17 protein-coding genes are annotated in these 17,884 nt (G+C 51.9%); 5 read left to right on the forward strand and 12 right to left on the reverse strand.

Features of this window, described 5'->3' with window-relative positions; all coding sequences use genetic code 11:
- Window positions 1–51 precede the first annotated feature (51 nt).
- Window positions 52–1,182 (forward strand): class Ia ribonucleoside-diphosphate reductase subunit beta, encoded by a 1,131-nt coding sequence (gene nrdB / locus LVQ79_RS12115; RefSeq protein WP_064517141.1) that lies wholly within the window; start codon window positions 52–54, stop codon window positions 1,180–1,182.
- 3 nt (window positions 1,183–1,185) lie between these two features.
- Window positions 1,186–1,440, forward strand: coding sequence for a class I ribonucleotide reductase maintenance protein YfaE (gene yfaE, locus LVQ79_RS12120; RefSeq protein WP_232865125.1), 255 nt, complete (start codon window positions 1,186–1,188; stop codon window positions 1,438–1,440).
- A 30-nt stretch (window positions 1,441–1,470) separates the two neighbouring features.
- On the opposite strand, the gene glpT is transcribed toward yfaE, so the two are convergent.
- Complete coding sequence (gene glpT, locus LVQ79_RS12125) at window positions 1,471–2,829, reverse strand: glycerol-3-phosphate transporter (RefSeq protein ID WP_232865126.1); 1,359 nt, start codon at window positions 2,827–2,829, stop codon at window positions 1,471–1,473.
- 238 nt (window positions 2,830–3,067) lie between these two features.
- Between glpT and glpA the strand changes: the two genes are divergently transcribed.
- From glpA to glpC, 3 genes are read left to right on the forward strand one after another with little or no spacing between them, the layout of a single operon-like run.
- On the forward strand, window positions 3,068–4,693 hold the full coding sequence (gene glpA, locus LVQ79_RS12130) for an anaerobic glycerol-3-phosphate dehydrogenase subunit A (protein ID WP_232865127.1): 1,626 nt from the start codon (window positions 3,068–3,070) through the stop codon (window positions 4,691–4,693).
- Complete coding sequence (gene glpB / locus LVQ79_RS12135) at window positions 4,683–5,951, forward strand: glycerol-3-phosphate dehydrogenase subunit GlpB (RefSeq protein WP_232865128.1); 1,269 nt, start codon at window positions 4,683–4,685, stop codon at window positions 5,949–5,951. The genes glpA and glpB overlap by 11 nt, the downstream gene beginning before the upstream one ends.
- Complete coding sequence (gene glpC / locus LVQ79_RS12140) at window positions 5,938–7,137, forward strand: anaerobic glycerol-3-phosphate dehydrogenase subunit GlpC (protein WP_232865129.1); 1,200 nt, start codon at window positions 5,938–5,940, stop codon at window positions 7,135–7,137. The genes glpB and glpC overlap by 14 nt, the downstream gene beginning before the upstream one ends.
- Window positions 7,138–7,140: 3 nt before the next feature.
- On the opposite strand, the gene LVQ79_RS12145 is transcribed toward glpC, so the two are convergent.
- The 11 genes from LVQ79_RS12145 to LVQ79_RS12195 all read right to left on the reverse strand — a co-directional run bounded on the left by LVQ79_RS12145 (window position 7,141) and on the right by LVQ79_RS12195 (window position 17,868).
- On the reverse strand, window positions 7,141–8,337 hold the full coding sequence (locus LVQ79_RS12145; protein WP_232865130.1) for a nicotinamide mononucleotide deamidase-related protein YfaY: 1,197 nt from the start codon (window positions 8,335–8,337) through the stop codon (window positions 7,141–7,143).
- A gap of 193 nt (window positions 8,338–8,530) precedes the next feature.
- Window positions 8,531–9,073, reverse strand: a complete 543-nt coding sequence (locus tag LVQ79_RS12150) for a YfaZ family outer membrane protein (protein WP_151992851.1) — start codon at window positions 9,071–9,073, stop codon at window positions 8,531–8,533.
- Between the two features lie 273 nt (window positions 9,074–9,346).
- Window positions 9,347–9,475 carry a hypothetical protein gene (locus LVQ79_RS12155; protein WP_226811968.1) on the reverse strand — a complete coding sequence of 43 codons (129 nt, stop codon included), beginning with the start codon at window positions 9,473–9,475 and terminating at the stop codon, window positions 9,347–9,349.
- Between the two features lie 364 nt (window positions 9,476–9,839).
- Complete coding sequence (gene menE / locus LVQ79_RS12160) at window positions 9,840–11,204, reverse strand: o-succinylbenzoate--CoA ligase (RefSeq protein WP_232865131.1); 1,365 nt, start codon at window positions 11,202–11,204, stop codon at window positions 9,840–9,842.
- Entirely contained in the window at window positions 11,201–12,166 is a 966-nt protein-coding gene (gene menC / locus LVQ79_RS12165) for an o-succinylbenzoate synthase (protein ID WP_232865132.1), read from the reverse strand. The genes menE and menC overlap by 4 nt, the downstream gene beginning before the upstream one ends.
- Window positions 12,166–13,023 carry a 1,4-dihydroxy-2-naphthoyl-CoA synthase gene (gene menB / locus LVQ79_RS12170; RefSeq protein WP_034456650.1) on the reverse strand — a complete coding sequence of 286 codons (858 nt, stop codon included), beginning with the start codon at window positions 13,021–13,023 and terminating at the stop codon, window positions 12,166–12,168. The genes menC and menB overlap by 1 nt, the downstream gene beginning before the upstream one ends.
- Window positions 13,020–13,802 carry a 2-succinyl-6-hydroxy-2,4-cyclohexadiene-1-carboxylate synthase gene (gene menH, locus LVQ79_RS12175; RefSeq protein ID WP_232865133.1) on the reverse strand — a complete coding sequence of 261 codons (783 nt, stop codon included), beginning with the start codon at window positions 13,800–13,802 and terminating at the stop codon, window positions 13,020–13,022. Before menH ends, menB begins: the two co-directional genes overlap by 4 nt.
- Entirely contained in the window at window positions 13,799–15,469 is a 1,671-nt protein-coding gene (gene menD, locus LVQ79_RS12180) for a 2-succinyl-5-enolpyruvyl-6-hydroxy-3-cyclohexene-1-carboxylic-acid synthase (RefSeq protein WP_232865134.1), read from the reverse strand. Before menD ends, menH begins: the two co-directional genes overlap by 4 nt.
- Window positions 15,470–15,614: 145 nt before the next feature.
- Window positions 15,615–16,916 (reverse strand): isochorismate synthase MenF, encoded by a 1,302-nt coding sequence (gene menF / locus LVQ79_RS12185; protein ID WP_232865135.1) that lies wholly within the window; start codon window positions 16,914–16,916, stop codon window positions 15,615–15,617.
- Window positions 16,917–17,037: 121 nt separating this feature from the next.
- Entirely contained in the window at window positions 17,038–17,337 is a 300-nt protein-coding gene (gene elaB / locus LVQ79_RS12190) for a stress response protein ElaB (RefSeq protein WP_064517114.1), read from the reverse strand.
- An 81-nt stretch (window positions 17,338–17,418) separates the two neighbouring features.
- The gene (locus tag LVQ79_RS12195) at window positions 17,419–17,868 is read right to left on the reverse strand and encodes a GNAT family N-acetyltransferase (protein WP_232865136.1); all 450 of its coding nucleotides are present in this window, start codon (window positions 17,866–17,868) and stop codon (window positions 17,419–17,421) included.
- Window positions 17,869–17,884: the final 16 nt, after the last annotated feature.

Below are 17,884 nucleotides of genomic sequence, written 5' to 3' on the forward strand. Positions count from 1 at the left end.
CCCCTCACCTTGCTGAGGGGATTTTTTCGACGCATTACAGGATTTAACCTCATGGCTTACACCACTTTTTCACAGACGAAAAACGATCAGCTTGCAGAACCGATGTTCTTTGGCCAGTCGGTTAACGTGGCTCGCTACGATCAGCAAAAATATGACATCTTCGAAAAGCTGATTGAAAAGCAACTCTCCTTCTTCTGGCGTCCGGAAGAGGTGGACGTTTCCCGTGACCGTATCGACTATCAGGCGCTGCCCGATCACGAAAAACACATCTTCATCAGCAACCTGAAATACCAGACGCTGCTGGACTCCATTCAGGGCCGCAGCCCAAACGTGGCTCTGCTGCCGCTGATTTCCATTCCTGAACTGGAAACCTGGGTTGAAACGTGGGCGTTTTCCGAAACCATCCACTCACGCTCTTACACCCATATCATCCGTAATATCGTTAACGATCCGGCAATTGTGTTTGACGATATCGTTACTAACCAGGAGATCTTAAAGCGCGCAAAAGATATCTCCGGTTACTACGATCGACTGATTGAGATGACCAGCTACTGGCATCTGCTGGGTGAAGGTACGCATAACGTGAACGGCAAAACCGTGACCGTGAACCTGCGTGCACTCAAGCGCCAACTCTATTTATGCCTGATGAGCGTTAACGCACTGGAAGCAATTCGCTTCTACGTCAGCTTCGCTTGTTCCTTCGCATTCGCCGAGCGCGAATTGATGGAAGGCAACGCTAAAATCATCAAGCTGATTGCCCGTGACGAAGCCCTGCACCTGACCGGCACTCAGCACATGCTGAACCTGATGCGCTCCGGTGAAGACGATCCTGAAATGGCGGAAATCGCCCAGGAATGCCGCCAGGAATGCTACGACCTGTTCGTACTGGCTGCCGAGCAAGAAAAAGAATGGGCAAGCTATCTGTTCCGCGACGGTTCGATGATCGGTCTGAACAAAGATATTCTCTGCCAGTATGTTGATTACATTACCAATATCCGTATGCAGGCTGTCGGTCTGGACTTGCCATTTAAAACGCGCTCTAACCCAATCCCATGGATTAACGCCTGGCTTGTGTCTGACAACGTGCAGGTTGCACCGCAAGAAGTGGAAGTGAGCTCTTATCTGGTAGGTCAGATTGATTCGAACGTTAACACCGATGATTTAAGTGATTTCCAGCTGTAATTTATGAGCCGCATCACGCTACGAATCACTGGAGCGCAGCTCCTGTGTGAAGAAGAACATCCTTCCCTGCTGGCGACGCTGGAATCTCACCAGGTCGCCGTGGAATATCAGTGTCGCGAAGGTTATTGCGGTTCTTGCCGTACCCGTTTGATTGCGGGTGAGGTTAAGTGGCTTACCGAACCGCTGGCGTTTATCCAGCCTGGTGAAATACTGCCCTGCTGCTGCCAGGCACAGGGCGATATTGAGATCGAGATGTAATAAAACCTCCCGCGGGAGGTTTAATATTTTCTAGCTTCGACTTTCCCGCGCTTTCATTTCCTGATGATGTTTATTCTCACCCACCATTACCACCAGCAGCAGAATCACGGCCATAATACTGCCGCCAATCATCACCATAAAACCGCCGTCCCAGCCAAAGAAATCAACGGTATAACCGACAATCGCACTCGCCGCAACCGAACCACCAAGATAGCCAAACAGGCCAGTGAAGCCCGCTGCCGTTCCCGCGGCTTTTTTCGGTGCCAGTTCCAGCGCGTGCAGGCCAATCAGCATCACCGGTCCGTAGATCAGGAAGCCAATCACAATCATACACGCCATATCCACACCCGGATTTCCCGGTGGGTTTAGCCAGTACACAATGGTCGCAATCGTCACCAGAATCATAAAGAACACGCCGGTTGCACCACGATTGCCACGGAAAACTTTATCCGACATCCAGCCGCACAGCAGCGTGCCCGGGATCCCGGCGTATTCGTAAAGGAAGTAAGCCCAGGAGGATTTATCTAGCGCGAAGTGCTTCACCTCTTTGAGATAAGTAGGTGACCAGTCAAGAATCCCATAGCGCAGCAAGTAGACAAAAACGTTAGCAATGGCGATATACCAAAGCAGGCGGTTCGGGAACACATACTGCATAAAAATCTGCTTAGCTGTCAGTTCCTCTTCCGTTTTTTCGTTGTAGTCGTCCGGGTAATCATTTTTGTACTCTTCGATTGGCGGCAACCCGCAGGATTGCGGTGTATCGCGCATCAATGCAAAAGCAATGAGCGCCACCAGAATCGCCGCAAAGGCTGGCATATAAAGAGCCGCATGCCAGTCGTTAAACCACGCCATCCCGAGTAAGAACAGCAGTGGCGGCAAGCCACCGCCTACGTTATGCGCGCAGTTCCAGATAGAAACAATTCCGCCACGCTCTTTCTTGGACCACCAGTGAACCATGGTGCGCCCACACGGCGGCCAGCCCATGCCCTGGAACCAGCCACATAAGAACAGCAGCACAAACATCACCGCGATGCTGGATGTCGCCCATGGTACAAATCCCATGAATAGCATGACTAGCGACGCCAGAATTAAACCGGCAGGTAAGAAAACACGCGGATTAGAGCGGTCAGAAACCGATCCCATGATGAATTTTGAAAAGCCGTAGGCGATAGAAATACCGGAAAGCGCGAATCCTAAATCCCCTCGCGAGAAACCTTGCTCAATCAAGTACGGCATTGCCAGGGTGAAGTTTTTACGCACCAGATAGTAGGCCGCGTAACCGAAGAAGATCCCCATAAAGATTTGCCAGCGCAGGCGTTTATAAGTTGGGTCAATGTGCTCGCTCTCACGCCGGGGTTGGTGCGCGCTTGGTTTGAAAATGCTTAGCATAAATGCCTCCGTGGCAGGGTTTATAAGCAATGTTCATTTGCGAGCGCATGTTAAGGATTATCCCGCTGAGTTAGTGTGAAACACCCCACAACATATTACATTTTTATTACAAACTATCGAAATAGTGCATAACATCACATTTTACTTTCGTTTTATGCTCGAATTTGCTCGATATCAAACATTGATAGTCTTTTCTGTGGCTGAATAGCGTTCAAGAGGTTCTTTCCAGGAGAAGCGCATGAACGCGGATAGCAAAGAAAGGGATGTCATTATTATTGGTGGAGGTGCAACGGGGGCAGGGATTGCCCGCGACTGTGCGCGACGCGGTTTACGCACGCTACTACTGGAAAGGCATGATATCGCCACCGGTGCGACAGGCCGAAATCATGGATTACTCCATAGCGGCGCGCGGTACGCCATGACTGACAGTGAATCAGCCAAAGAGTGTATTGAAGAAAATCATATCCTTAAGCATATTGCTCGCCATTGCATAGAACGAACAGACGGCCTGTTTATCACCCTTCCTGAAGATGACTTAGCCTTGCAGAGCATGTTTATTGCGGCGTGCCAGGACGCCGGAATCAATGCTCAACAACTCGACCCTAAAGAAGCATTACGGATAGAACCAGCGGCCAATCCTGCGCTTATCGGTGCTGTTCGCGTGCCGGATGGTACCGTTGACCCCTTCCGTCTGACCGCCGCCAATATGCTCGATGCCCGCGAACACGGCGCTGAAATCCTCACCGGCCAGGAAGTCACCGGTCTGATTCGCCAGGCAGACCGGGTTTGCGGGGTTCGCGTATACAACCACCAGACACACCAGAATCACGATTTGTATGCGCATGTTGTTGTTAATGCTGCGGGGATCTGGGGGCAGCACATTGCAGAATATGCTGATTTGAGTGTGCGCATGTTGCCTGCAAAAGGTTCGCTGCTGATCCTGGGTCACCGCATCAACAACATGGTGATCAACCGCTGCCGCAAACCTGCTGATGCCGATATTCTGGTGCCAGGAGATACCATTTCTCTTATTGGCACAACCTCAACCCCCATCGAATACGACCAAATCGACAATATGCGCGTCACGCCGCAAGAGGTCGATATTCTGATTCGTGAAGGTTCGAAGCTTGCCCCTAAACTCGCCGCCACCCGCATCCTGCGTGCCTATGCCGGCGTTCGCCCGCTGGTTGCCAGCGACAACGATCCGACCGGGCGCAACGCCAGCCGGGGGATCGTATTAATGGATCACGCAAAGCGTGACGGAATGGACGGCTTCATCACCATCACTGGCGGCAAACTGATGACCTATCGCTTGATGGCCGAGTGGGCGACTAACGCTGTGTGTGAAAAACTCGGTAATACCCAGCCTTGTACTACCGCGACAACTCCACTTCCAGGCTCGGGAAGCTCACAAGAAGAGACGCTCAGTAAAGTCATATCATTGCCGCCCACGATCCGCCGTTCGGCAGTCTGGCGTCATGGCGATCGCGCCGAGCAACTTCTTGCGGGCGATCGTCTGAGCAATAGCCTGGTATGTGAATGTGAAGCGGTAACGGCCGGTGAAGTTCGCTACGCGGTCAACAAACTTGCCGTTCGCAATCTTGGTGATTTACGTCGCCGTACGCGTGTTGGTATGGGCACCTGCCAGGGGGAATTGTGCGCCTGCCGTGCGGCCGGGCTTTTACAGCGCTTTGGCACATCAACACCTGCGCAATCGCTCGATCAGCTGTCACTTTTTCTTAATGAGCGCTGGAAAGGCATTCGCCCCATCGCCTGGGGCGATGCGCTGCGAGAAAGTGAATTCACCGCCTGGGTCTACCAGGGATTGTGCGGGCTAAAAAAGGAACACCACAATGAGATTTGATAACCTGATCATTGGCGGCGGGTTAGCAGGACTGGTGTGTGGTATCCGTCTTGCGGAAGCTGGCCTTCGTTGTGCCATTATCAGCCGGGGTCAAAGCGCACTGCATTTTTCGTCCGGATCGCTGGATTTACTGGCCGAGTTGCCCGATGGCACTCCGGTCGACTTTCCTTTGAAGGCGCTGGATGCCTTAAATCAACAAGCACCGGAACACCCATACAGTCTGATGGGGGCGCAAAACGTACAGCGTTTCGCGATGGAGAGTGAAGCGCTGCTGGCCCGCTGCAATATCATGCTCACAGGGAGTTATCAGCAAAATCATCTGCGTATTACCCCGCTGGGTACACAACGCGCAACGTGGTTAAGTCCTGTGGAAATTCCCGTAGCTCCCCTTCCCTGGCAGCGCATAACCGTAGTGGGAATTGCAGGATTTCTCGATTTTCAGCCTGAACTGGTCGCAGGTTCACTGGCAGAGAACAACATCAATGTGAAAACCGCGGAACTGACACTTCCCGCACTGGACACGTTACGCAATAACCCCAGCGAGTTCCGCGCCGCCAATATCGCCCGCGTACTGGATAAGCCTGAGCAACAACTCCTGCTTATTGATGAGCTTAAAACCCTGGCGCATGACACTGATGCCCTGTTCCTTCCGGCATGCCTCGGGAGTGAAGATGATAAAGCCTGGCAGGCGATAAGCCGTGAATTACCCTGCCCGCTTCGCCTGTTACCTACACTTCCCCCTTCGGTGCTCGGTATGCGGTTGTATCACCAGTTGCGCCGCCGTTTTCAGCAACTCAACGGGATAATGATGCCCGGCGATGCCGTGGTGAGGACGGAAACACAGCAGGAAAATGTCAGCGCCATTTTCACCCGCAACCACGCAGAAGTCCCGCTGCGGGCAAACCATTATGTCCTCGCCAGCGGCAGCTTTTTCAGTAACGGGCTGGAAGCAAAATTCAGCGGCATACGAGAGCCCGTTTTCGGCCTCGATATCTGCGCCCCAGCCGAGCGTGAAGCGTGGTGCAAAGAGGACTTTTTCAGCCCTCAACCGTATTTACAGGCTGGCGTCATCGTTGATGAACATTTTCAGCCTACTATCGGCGGGCAACGCATTGAAAACCTTTACACCATCGGTTCGGTACTGACCGGGTTCGACCCGCTGCAACAAGGTTGTGGCGCGGGTGTGTCAATGACTGGCGCACTGCACGTCGCACAACGCATTCTTGAATCGCAGGGGGCGGCCGATGAATCTGCTTGATGAAACCAGTTTTGAAAACTGCATTAAATGCACCGTCTGCACTACTGTCTGCCCGGTCAGCCGGGTTAACCCGGACTACCCCGGTCCTAAGCAGTCCGGTCCTGACGGAGAGCGCCTGCGCCTGAAAGATGCAGCACTTTATGACGACGCCCTTAAATTTTGCACCAACTGTAAACGCTGCGAAGTCGCCTGCCCGTCTGATGTGAAAATTGGCGATATTATCCAGCGTGCTAAAGCGCGTTATGGCAAAACACCCTTTAAATTAAGAGATGCCATTCTCAGCCATACCGATTTGATGGGCACCCTTTCGACGCCATTTGCACCGCTGGTAAATACTGCGACATCCCTTATTCCGGTGCGAAACTTGCTTGATAAAACTCTCGGCATCGACAGCCACCGCACATTACCGAAATACTCGTCAGGAACATTTCGGCAGTGGTATCGCAAACAGGCAACGATGCAAAAATCCTTTGCTGAGCAAGTGGCGTTTTTCCACGGTTGCTATGTGAATTACAACCATCCACAGCTGGGAAAAGATCTGGTCAGCGTGCTGAACGCGATGGGATTTGGCGTGCAATTGTTGGAGCGGGAAAAGTGCTGTGGCGTGCCGTTGATTGCCAACGGTTTTATCGACAAAGCCAAAAAGCAGGCCGCCATTAACGCAGCTTCACTGAGCAAAGCAGTGCTTGAGCAAGGTCTGCCGGTGGTCGCCACCTCGTCAACCTGCACCTTCACTTTACGCGATGAATATCCGCACGTGCTGGATGTCGATACTCGCCCGATGCGTGACCATATTGAACTGGCGACTCGTTTTATCTGGAAGCAACTGGAAAACGGGAGAAAGTTGAAACTTAAAGCGTTACCGCTGCGTATTGCTTACCACACGCCATGTCATATGGAGAAAATGGGCTGGTCGCTTTACACGCTGGATCTTTTGCAGCGTTTGCCTGGCGTGGAGTTGGTTATGCTGGAATCCCAGTGCTGCGGAATTGCGGGGACGTACGGGTTTAAAAAGGAAAACTATCAATTTTCACAAAGCATTGGCGCACCGTTATTCGAGCAGATTGAGGAGAGCGGCGTCGATTTGGTGGTCACAGATTGCGAAACCTGCAAATGGCAGATTGAGATGTCCACCAGTAAGAAATGCGAGCACCCTATTACGCTTTTGGCTCGGGCACTCGCATAGTTTTTAGATTTCTAGTGAGTCGACAACATTCACCCAGCCATGCTCAGCGGCGACATCCCAGCCGTTGAGCCATCGGCGCAGCATGTTGAGGGCCATCATCGCGCAGACTTCCTGGCGTGTACGCAGGGCGTAGCGGGTTACGTTGAATTTCACTTGCAGTCCATAAGTCCCTTTTGGCGTGTGCAGTGCAAAATGCAGATGCTCGTCATCAAGGCTCCCCACCACCAGTGCCAGAGCACTTCCCGCTTGCAGCGCGAAGTTTTTTGCACGCTCCGTTATCTGCACCAGTGTTTCAGGGCGTGCGGAAAGCACTTCGCTATAACCTAATGGCGCTTGCGCACTGGCAAGTTGCAGGCACAGCAGCCCGGCGGTGAATTGTTCGCTGACGGCAATATTGAGCGATTGCGCTCGCAGGCGTTCCGCCAGTTGCGCTGGCAAACCGTCGGTCCCTTCAAAAATGGCACTTTCACCGGCGACACGCTGCACTTGCGGCCATACGGCTTCCATCGCCTGACGCTGGCTTGCTGGGCCAGTCAATTTTAACTCGATAATCGGCATTGATGAGCGATACCCCATCACTGCACCGTCCGGTAAAGGAATCGGCTCAAGACTTTGGGCTAACTCGCTTTCGGAACGCCCGAAAGTGGTAAGACGCAGGCAAACTGGCGGCTCAGGTAACACAAAACGCTCACGCAGGCGCGGCATGATTTGTTGCTCGACCATAACCTTAAATTCGGAAGGAACTCCGGGAGTGAAAAACATCAGACAGCGGTTGAGCTTTAGAGCAAATCCACATGCAGTACCGACCGGGTTATCAACCATTTCACTGGTTGCGGGAATAAGCGCTTGTTTGCGGTTGCTCGGTGCCATTTCACGCCCGCGTTCGGCAAAGAAACGTTCCATATGCGCAAGCCATTCCTGATGCATCACCAGCTCCACGCCTGCGGCAGTAGCGGCAGCCAGCGCACTGAGGTCATCACTGGTTGGCCCAAGGCCACCATTCACAATCAAAACATCGGCATGTTCGCTGCGCTCTTTAAGCACCGCGATTAAATCTTCAAGACTGTCGCCCACCGTATTACGGCGCGACATCGGTAAACCCTGGTTAAAAAAGTAATCAGCAAGCCAGGCTGCATTGGTATCAATAATTTGACCATGCAGCACTTCGTCGCCGGTAGACAGCATTTCCACTTTTATCATTGTTGTGCTCCGCGGGAAGAAAACGGTTCACAATATCGCAAATTAATTTGAGGATTACCAAAAAGATAATCCTCAAAGGATTTCGTGTTGCAGGAAGGCGGCAAAGCCGTAAGTCTCTGGAAGCATAGATAACTATGCGACCAGGGCGCGCGGCAGCAGCCAACGCCCCTGCAACGCGAAAGACGAAGAGAATTTAGAAACCTGCGGAAACGCCGACGTATGGACCGTCTGCAATAGCGTTATCACGGTTGCCATCTTTACCGTTAACACCGATATAGCGATAACCGGCTTCAACAGTGATTGGGCGAATAACAGTCCAACGAGCACCCGCACTGGCTTCCTGGTAATCTTTCACGCCACTGGAAAGAGAGTCTGGGGAGTAGTAGTAATCACCGAATACGGAGAAGCTATCAAATACCTGCCAGCTCAAACCACCACCTACTGCCAATGCATAACCTTCATCACCATCTTTCGGATTCAGATAAACCGCACGGCCGCCAACTGTACCCATAAATGGACCCAATGGCACATTCAGACCGAGCCCCAGACCTGCGGTATCACCATCGTCATCGTTATGGGCGTAGTTACCGTTCATGGTCAGACCGGCAGAGTCCTGGCCGAAGCCTACTGCGATGTTTGTATAATTTTCGCCCGCCTGGCCGCTAACGCTGATAGCGCTTGCAGATGCAGATACGAGTGCTAAACCGGCAACGCCAGCCAAAAGTAATTTGTTCATGCTTTCAATCCTGAGCAGTAAAAAGGGATGTCCCTGAAAAAACGCCGATTTTACAGCCAGGGGTGAGGTAATCAATGCGTTAGAAATGCTTTTCTTCATTCGTTTGTAAGAAAATGAAAAAACGCCCTGTTAAACAGCCGCCAGCTTCACTCTCACTAATCCCCGCCATAAGTGGCAGCAGCGGGAGAACACGAGAGTTTAGGTGTAGGCGAAACAGCATTTATGGAAGTTAAGGCAACAAAAAACCGCCCGTAGGCGGTTTCGTTTCACTCTTCATCTTACCGGGTCCAAGGGTAAGTCAGGATCAAGCGGCTCAATGGGGTCTGGAACACCTGGTATTGTATCTCCGGGCAGCGGTTCATCGACAGGTACCGGGTCGACCAGGTTTGGATGGTTAGACATAAGAACCTCCAACGCAAGAGCAGTTAAAACCTACAAATGGAACAAAGCTTATTTTTGATTCTGCTTTGGCTTTTTCTCATCGTTCTTAGGGGCTTTATCTGGATTTTTAGGCTGCTCTTTGGAAACGTTCATGTTTAGTGTTTTCATAACTCATTCCTCAGTGATTGCAGAATTTTACTGCAAACCAAGTATAGTTTTAGGTTCATAAACTTGCCAGCGAAGCGGTTTTCAATATTTTTATCTAGAGCATATGGATTGCCAATAAAAAAGCCGCTCGAACAGAGCGGCATAAATCAGACTTAGAATCGGGTATGTAGGTCGGATTAGCGTTAGCGACATCCGACACTAAATCGAGCGGGTGGCATTAAATTTTAGCCACCCGCTTTACCCATAACGTTAACTGTAATCGCGAAATCTTAATCCCACCCTGCTTGAATTCATCAGGCAGGCGCAACCAACGCACCGGCTGCTGAAAACGGGCTACTTTTCCCGGCAACCACTCTGACAATAGCGACAGGTCAAAATCCTCGTCGGCCTCCACCACCGCAACCGGGCGTTGGCCAAATTCGGCATCATCTATTGGCACGACAAAAACTTGTTTCACCGCGGGATGAGTGGTAATCACGCGCTCAACTTCTTCCGGCTGGATCCCTTCCCCACCACTGAAAAACAGATTATCGAGGCGGCCAATAAGCGTTAGACGCGGCCCATTCAGAACCCCTCGATCGCGTGTTGCAAACCAGCCCTGTGAATTAACCAGCGGCACGACAACACCCGCTTTCCAGTAGCCTGATGCCAGGCTATCGGCACGAATCCACACTTCCTGATCAACGATTTTCACTTCCCGGCCTGGCAGAGCTTTGCCCACATCCGGCAACCCATCAGCACGTTTGGCGCAGACCGTTGAGGCCAGTTCCGTTAATCCATAACCACACCAGCAATTGATGCCTTTTTCCTGCGCCGCTTGCGTGAGCTCAACGGGAATTGCCGCGCCACCCAATAACACTTCACGCAAGGTTTCCGGAGGGGATTGATCAAGCAGTCGCCAGAGCTGGGTCGGCACCAGTGACGCATGCGTACAGCCTTGCAATGCATCGCTCAAAGGATGTAAATCGCGCACTACCATGCAACCACCCGCCAACAGCCAGCGCCACAAAATGCCCTGGCCGGAGACATGAAACAGAGGCAGTGATAACAACCAACTGTCATTCGCACCGTAGCTCATCACCGCCAGCACACCTGCGGCACTGGCAAGATGAGCATCACTGGTATGAACCGCCGCTTTGGGTAAGCCCGTTGAGCCGGAGGTCAGCGTCATCGATGCAAACCTTGCAGGCTGCCACTCAACCTTGAAACGTTCGCCTTCTAGCAGAGTTAACGGGTTGATCTCGGCAACGGTAAGCGGCGTATCAGAAGCCAATGCATGGTTGATAGTCAGCGTGGGGAGTAACTGTTGGAGCAAAGATTCAGGCAACTGTGGATTAAGCGGCAATACACGCGCCCCACATTGCAACAACGCAAGCAGAGCGAAAACCATTTCCGGGCTGTTTTTCGCACGCAACACAACGCCTTGCCCTTCAAGCACACCCTGCTGGCGAAAGCCTCCTGCCAGCGCATCAACGCGCTGGCATAGCTCACGCCAGTTCAGGCTTTCATGACCTAAAGTAAGTGCCGGTTGGTCACCACGAATTTGTGACCAATACTGCCAGGGGAAATCTTGAAAACTCATAACACTCGCTCAAGAGATTCCAGTGACCAGCACGGCAGTGGGCTGCCTGGCCATTCGCGCACCAACTGTGCCTGCATCAACGACAGCGTATCGAGACCTGGTAGCGTTTGCGGCGTCAGCCACGCGGCAATTCGCGCCAATTGTGTTAAGCCGAGGCTCGACTCAATCGAAGAACTGATAACCGCCGTCAATCCCAGGGCATGGGCCTGCTCAACCTGTTGACGGACTTTCTCAAGACTCCCGGTTAAGGTCGGCTTGATAACCACCGCACTTAAGCCAGGCTCGGCGGCAAACTCAAAATCAGGCTCACGCAGGCTTTCATCCCAGGCGATCGCAATTCCCGTTTCACGGGCAAACTCACGGGATTGCTCACGGGTTTTGCACGGCTCTTCGATAAACGCAATGCGCGGTCGGAAATCAGGATTGACGTATTTGGCGAACTGCTGCGCTTTGAGCGGTGTCCAGCCACGGTTGGCATCAAGACGCAGACGCAAATCAGGCATCGCTTCCAGCAGAAGATTGACCACCATGCCGTCGCGCACGGCTTCATACAAACCCACTTTCACCTTGGCGATTTTCTCATCGGGAATAGCAGCCAGCATGGCAAACAGTTCGTCCGGATCACCGGTGCACAATGGCGCCGCACGGTAATCCGCCGCCTGAGGCAATTCACCATTGATTTCCGCCAGCGCACAACTCAGACCAAATGCCACGGATGGCATTTCAGGCAGGTCGATTTCCGCGCCAGTTTGCCAGACTTGCAGCCAGCTTTGTGCCACGCTCAATGCGTCATCGACAGTTTCAACGCTAAAACCAGGCAACGGCGAGATCTCACCGAAGCCCTGTTTTTCGCCGTCGGTCAGGCGCACTAAGAGTCCGTCGCGTGTTTTCAGGCGCCGCTCACGCAGCACTACACCCGCATCCATCGGCACCTGAAAGCGCCATAGTTCGACGCTACGCATTACGGGTTCCGTTTAAATTTGCTGAAGTCCGGCTGGCGTTTTTGGTTGAACGCGTTGCGACCTTCCTGACCCTCTTCTGTCATGTAGAACAGCATGGTGGCGTTGCCAGCCAGTTCTTGTAAACCGGCCTGACCATCACAGTCAGCATTCAGCGCAGCCTTCAGGCAACGCAGCGCCATTGGGCTGTTTTGCAGCATTTCACGGCACCAGCGCACAGTCTCTTTTTCAAGGTCGGCATTTGGCACAACGGTGTTCACCAGACCCATATCCAATGCTTCTTTTGCGTCGTACTGGCGACACAGGAACCAGATTTCCCGCGCTTTTTTCTGGCCAACGATACGCGCCATATAAGAAGCACCCCAGCCACCGTCGAACGAGCCCACTTTCGGGCCAGTCTGGCCGAATACCGCGTTTTCAGCAGCAATTGTCAGGTCGCACATCATATGCAGTACATGACCACCGCCGATGGAATAACCCGCAACCATTGCCACAACTGGTTTTGGACAGGTGCGAATCTGGCGCTGGAAATCCAGCACATTCAGGTGATGGGTGCCGCTTGCGTCCTGGTAGCCGCCGTAATCGCCGCGTACTTTTTGATCGCCGCCTGCACAGAAGGCTTTTTCGCCTTCGCCGGTCAGGATAATGGTGCCAATGTTGTCGTCGTAACGGGCATCAGCCAGCGCATTAATCATCTCTTTTACGGTCAACGGGCGGAATGCATTACGCACTTCAGGGCGGTTGATGGTGATTTTAGCAATACCGTCAGCTGATTTGTGATAGCGAATATCGGTGTAACCTTCCGAGCAATCCTGCCATTCAACTGGCGCATAAAGCATTTCTTCATCTGGATAAATCATGGTGTTTCCTCGATAGGTTTTCGCAATAAATTGAGCAGGCAGGCCGTGAAAGCAATCGGGTTTTCCCGATGTGCGTTATGGCCTGCGGCAGTAATAAGGTGCGGTGACAATTCCAGGCTGGTTGCCACGGCGCGGAATTTTTCATCCCGCTCACCGCAAAGATAGTAAAAAGGCAACGGCAATTGCTTGAGCGTAGCCTTTAAATCTGGTTGGTTGCCAAGAGAAGTCGCTTCAAGCATTGCGGCAAGGCTTTGGGCATTATTCTGGCTGCGTTGTGCGATAAGCAAAGCGCGTTGCTGTTTATTGAGCGACTGGAAAACAGCCTGATGATACCAGTCGTTCAGCACCTCATTTAGCGGTTGTGTGCGTAACCGCTGCGCCCATTGCTGGTCACTGCTTTTTCTTTCTCGGCGAGCATTCTCATCCGTAAGTCCAGGATGGCTCCCCTCAACAATCAAGCCGCACAAAGCGGAATTCTCAAGCTGACAAGCATGATACATCGCCACTCGTCCACCAAGAGAGTAGCCAATTAGCCAGTACTTTAGGATGTTGTAACTAAGGAGCGTATCTCGCAGTAATTTATCGACTTGTGCAAAGCCTTCAGCCGTAATATCGGCTGATTTACCGTGACCGGGCAAGTCGATGAAGAGTTGCGGCCAATCGGTGAAATGTTCGCTGAGGGTTTCCCACTCCTTCCGGTTGCCTAAAAAGCCGTGCAGCCAAACCAGGCACGGCAAGTTGGTATCGCGGCCTTCATGAAAAACAGCATGCAGAATCATGCCTGACTAACCTGTGCGAGCAAATGCTGCAAGGTTTGCGCACCGTCAGTTTCACTAACGGTGAGCTCAATGATGGTTGCATGAGGAGAACGCCAGGCATGGGTCACTGCTTCCTGCAACTCATCCCAGCTTGCCGGATTGTTATAGGAGAGGCTGAACATCGCTGCTGCGTGGGCAAAATTGACGTTTTGCGGCATGGTATAGAAGCGTTCGCGTTCGTCTGCAGGCGTTGGCAACAGCGAGAATATTTGCCCGCCATTATTATTCACGATCAGCAAAACGAAGGGAGCGGAAACCTGGCGTAATAATGCCAGTGAGTTGATGTCGTAAAGTGCCGATAGATCGCCAATAATCGCCAGCGTTGAACGTGCGGTGGCTCGTTGCACGCCGGCAGCTGTTGAAAGTAAGCCGTCAATACCGCTTGCACCGCGATTGCTAAATACCGGATAACCAGCGGGCAATTGCGCGAAAGCATCAACCAGACGAACAATCAGGCTATTGCCGACAAACAGCTGCCCGGCTTCCGGTAACAATTCAGCCAGGCGAGCCGCAACCTGGGCTTCGCCGAATTCGAGAGTGCCCTTTTTCACCGCCTGCTGGGCGATTTTTGCAAGCGTAGTTAATTTCTCATCCCACGCCACGCGCTTTTCAGCGGGGTGAAGTTCGAGCCATTGTGTAATATCACAACACAAGCGACGGCCACGATGATTCGCGGGATCAAGCCGGCCTGGCAGATTATCCACCAGCCAGTACTCTTCAGGCTCGCAGGTTGCCTGCCATTGCAGAACGCGTTTTCCAGTCAGGCTACTGCCAAACTGAATAATAATTTGTGCTTCGGCAAGTTCGGTCACCGCCTGGCTGTTGCTCAGCCATAAATCTGCACACGGCAACGGCTGCCCAGTTTGCGATAGCACATCGCCAATTAACGGCCAACCGAGCATTTTCGCCCATGCAGCGACCTGTTTTCCTTCTTCAGGATTCAAACGCCCGGCAACCACCACGCCGCGTTTTTGACGCCAGAAGAACCAGTCACGCTGTTTAAGCACTTCCTGAGTCAGGCCAGTACGTAACCAGGGTTTATCACCTTGCCACCAGCCGCCCAATGCCTGTTGCCAGCTCATGCCTGTTTCATCAGGCTCGCCATACAGCGGCTCGGCGAATGGACAATTGATGTGAATCGCACCAGCCATCTGCTGGCCTAGTGCGTTATCGATAGTCGAAACCAACCAGCGCGCAGGAATATCCTGTGTTGGACGAGGTAAATTAATCGATTGAGTAGGATGGGAGCTAAAAATCCCAGGCTGGCGAATCGCCTGATTGGCGCCGCAATCAATAAGTTCCGGTGGACGATCGGCGGTAAGCACCACCAGTTTTTCACCGGTCAAACCCGCTTCGATAATCGCCGGATAGAGGTTTGCCACCGCCGTACCGGAAGTCACGATAATAGCGACCGGAGCCTGGCTTGCTTTTGCCAGACCTAATGCCAGGTGACCTAAACCACGCTCGTCAAAATGTGTATGACAAATAAAAGCCCGATTTTCAGCCGCCCCAAGGGTCAGAGGTGTAGAACGCGAGCCAGGAGCAATGCAGACGTGGCGCACGCCGTGGCGAGTCAGCGCTTCAAGGATTACCGTAGCCCAACGGCGGTTAAACGAGCTTATCGACATGATTCAGTCCTGAGTCAATTTTGCTGACTCATTATAATTATTGCTGGAACGGTTATTTTGATATGGGTCGGTAATACCCTTCAAACTGCATTTTTGTTGGCAACAAGCACAATGAAGTTCGAATTGTCTCAGACATACCTATAATTTAGAACGTTGATTTTGTTAACAACGTTCGCAACCCGGCGGCTTTATTTTCTATTTCCTGCCATTCTTCCGCCGCATCAGAACCTGCGACAATTCCAGCTCCGGCATATAAACGCACCATATTATTGATTACTTTTGCCGAGCGTAACGCAACGCAGAACTCACTTTGACGCTGCGAGATATAACCCGCCGACCCCGCATACCATTCACGCTCAAACGGTTCATTATGGGCGATAAATCCGCGCGCCACATCACGTGGCAACCCGGCAACAGCGGCAGTAGGTTGCAACATTGCAAGGCATACAGCATCGTCAGGCTGAGCCAAATCGGTCCAGATGCAACGGCGCAAGTGTTGTACCTTTCTCAGACGTACCACCTGCGGCGGCAATACATCAATAGCCCCCACCTTTTTTTGCAAACGCTGGCAAATATCTTCAACGACCAACATGTTTTCACGTTGGTTTTTATCGTCTTTGAGCAACCACTGCCCCAAAGACCAGGCTCGATGGTCGTCGGGATGGTTAGCAACCGTTCCGGCAAGCGCTTCGGTGCGTAAAGCGCTATCGATGCGCCGCCACAAGCGTTCCGGGCTCGAGCCAAGGAACGCATGGCTACCATCAAACACCATCAAGAAATGATAGCAATTCAGGTTTACCCGGCGACTGGCCGCCATAAACCCGGCTGCGGAAACTGCGGTAGTAAATTGCAGATCGGTGGCTCTCGCCAGGACGACTTTATCGAGCTCGTGCTGCTCAATTGCAGATATTGCACGGTCAACTAACTGATTCCATTCTGGTTGTGTTGGAATATGTTGCTCACCGACGCAATTTAAACGCTGTAATGGCAATTGCTTTGCAGGCAGCATTTGCTCAAGGAATTGAAGGGCTACCCGTGCATCATCTTGCAGGGAAGTTTCGCTGTAAATATTAAGGAAGAGAAAAGCATCGCCACCAATGCGCCGCCATTCAAGGCGTGGGAGAAATAAAAAACTGCTGGTGGGTGAAAATGCATTTACGCCAGTAATACGAACAGCTGGCTGGTCCGCATAGGCATCAATAAATGCCCTGGCGGCATCTAAGGTATCGAACTGGCAAACAGCACCGAGGGCGGCAATTTCGTCATCGCCATTGCGCTGTTGCCAGTAAAACTGAGGATAAAGACGTTGGCTAGTCAACCATGCGAGTGCATCTGAGGCATCACTGAGGGTAACAGCACAAGATAACTGCTGTAAGCCCGGTGCATCCGCAAATTCTGCGTTCAATGCAAGCTGTAACTGTTGCAGCGCGACGACAACTGAATTCACGTTTACCTCACCTTCCCTGAAAACCCCTGATTATACGTGGTCATGGCGGCAAAAAAAAATCCCACCCAATGGGTAAGATTTTCTTTAATCGGCACACGGTGAATTTATGTGCCGATTTGGGTTAGCGTCTGGCGAGTAACAGTCCTAACACCAGACCTGCCGCCGCCCCCACACCCACTCCTTGCCATGGTTTTTCACGCACATAATCATCGGCGCGATAAACGGCTTTTTTTGCACGATAGTAATAATTATCCGACGCACTACTGACCCGGGCTTTGACTTCGCTGAGCGCCGCTTCTGCACGTGCTTTCAGCTCAATGTATTTTTGGTCAGCAGGATCGCCTGAGGAACGCAGCACTTCTTCTAACGTTTCACTAAGCAGAGTTAAATCATCATCAAGACGAGATTCATACGGTTGCATCACTGTTCTCCGTGTTTAAAAAATACTCGTCCGCTAACTATAGACAACACTAGTGCTTTTTACCTGGCGATTAATCTGTCATTAACGATTTGCCATACCGATATGGGGAATACCGTCTTCGTCATACACGTCAGTAACTGGGGTAAATCCGAAGTGGGCATAGAACGATTGCAGATGAGCCTGAGCGCCTAAATAGACTGTTTTTTCTGGCCAATATTGCTGGCAAGACGCCATCGCCTGTTCCATCAACTGGTAACCCAGTTTTTCACCGCGCACGCTTTTATCAACAATGACACGGCCAATCACTACCGGTTCAAACTCGCTGTCGCTTTTCAGGATGCGGGCATAGGCCACAAGTTTGCCACCCTTCCAACCAAGAATATGGCGGTTATCACCCACCAGATCATCACCATCAATATCCTGGTAGGGACAATTTTGCTCGACCACAAACACTTCATTGCGTAGCGCCAAAAGTGTGTAGAGATCGGTTACGCTCAATTCCGAATGGTGTAAATCTTGCCAAATCAACATGCTGTGCTCCAGTAGT

This window comes from Buttiauxella cochleicola, assembly GCF_021282405.1.
GTDB lineage: Bacteria > Pseudomonadota > Gammaproteobacteria > Enterobacterales > Enterobacteriaceae > Buttiauxella > Buttiauxella massiliensis.

Coding starts and splice junctions, on each gene's coding strand:
- yfaE (WP_232865125.1), top strand. CDS start 1,186: ATGAGCCGCATCACGCTACGAATCACTGGAGCGCAGCTCCTGTGTGAA.
- menC (WP_232865132.1), bottom strand. CDS start 12,166: ATGCGTAGCGTCGAACTATGGCGCTTTCAGGTGCCGATGGATGCGGGT.
- nrdB (WP_064517141.1), top strand. CDS start 52: ATGGCTTACACCACTTTTTCACAGACGAAAAACGATCAGCTTGCAGAA.
- menD (WP_232865134.1), bottom strand. CDS start 15,469: ATGTCGATAAGCTCGTTTAACCGCCGTTGGGCTACGGTAATCCTTGAA.
- glpT (WP_232865126.1), bottom strand. CDS start 2,829: ATGCTAAGCATTTTCAAACCAAGCGCGCACCAACCCCGGCGTGAGAGC.
- LVQ79_RS12195 (WP_232865136.1), bottom strand. CDS start 17,868: ATGTTGATTTGGCAAGATTTACACCATTCGGAATTGAGCGTAACCGAT.
- glpB (WP_232865128.1), top strand. CDS start 4,683: ATGAGATTTGATAACCTGATCATTGGCGGCGGGTTAGCAGGACTGGTG.
- menB (WP_034456650.1), bottom strand. CDS start 13,023: ATGATTTATCCAGATGAAGAAATGCTTTATGCGCCAGTTGAATGGCAG.
- glpC (WP_232865129.1), top strand. CDS start 5,938: ATGAATCTGCTTGATGAAACCAGTTTTGAAAACTGCATTAAATGCACC.
- LVQ79_RS12150 (WP_151992851.1), bottom strand. CDS start 9,073: ATGAACAAATTACTTTTGGCTGGCGTTGCCGGTTTAGCACTCGTATCT.
- glpA (WP_232865127.1), top strand. CDS start 3,068: ATGAACGCGGATAGCAAAGAAAGGGATGTCATTATTATTGGTGGAGGT.
- menE (WP_232865131.1), bottom strand. CDS start 11,204: ATGAGTTTTCAAGATTTCCCCTGGCAGTATTGGTCACAAATTCGTGGT.
- LVQ79_RS12145 (WP_232865130.1), bottom strand. CDS start 8,337: ATGATAAAAGTGGAAATGCTGTCTACCGGCGACGAAGTGCTGCATGGT.
- menH (WP_232865133.1), bottom strand. CDS start 13,802: ATGATTCTGCATGCTGTTTTTCATGAAGGCCGCGATACCAACTTGCCG.
- elaB (WP_064517114.1), bottom strand. CDS start 17,337: ATGCAACCGTATGAATCTCGTCTTGATGATGATTTAACTCTGCTTAGT.
- LVQ79_RS12155 (WP_226811968.1), bottom strand. CDS start 9,475: ATGTCTAACCATCCAAACCTGGTCGACCCGGTACCTGTCGATGAACCG.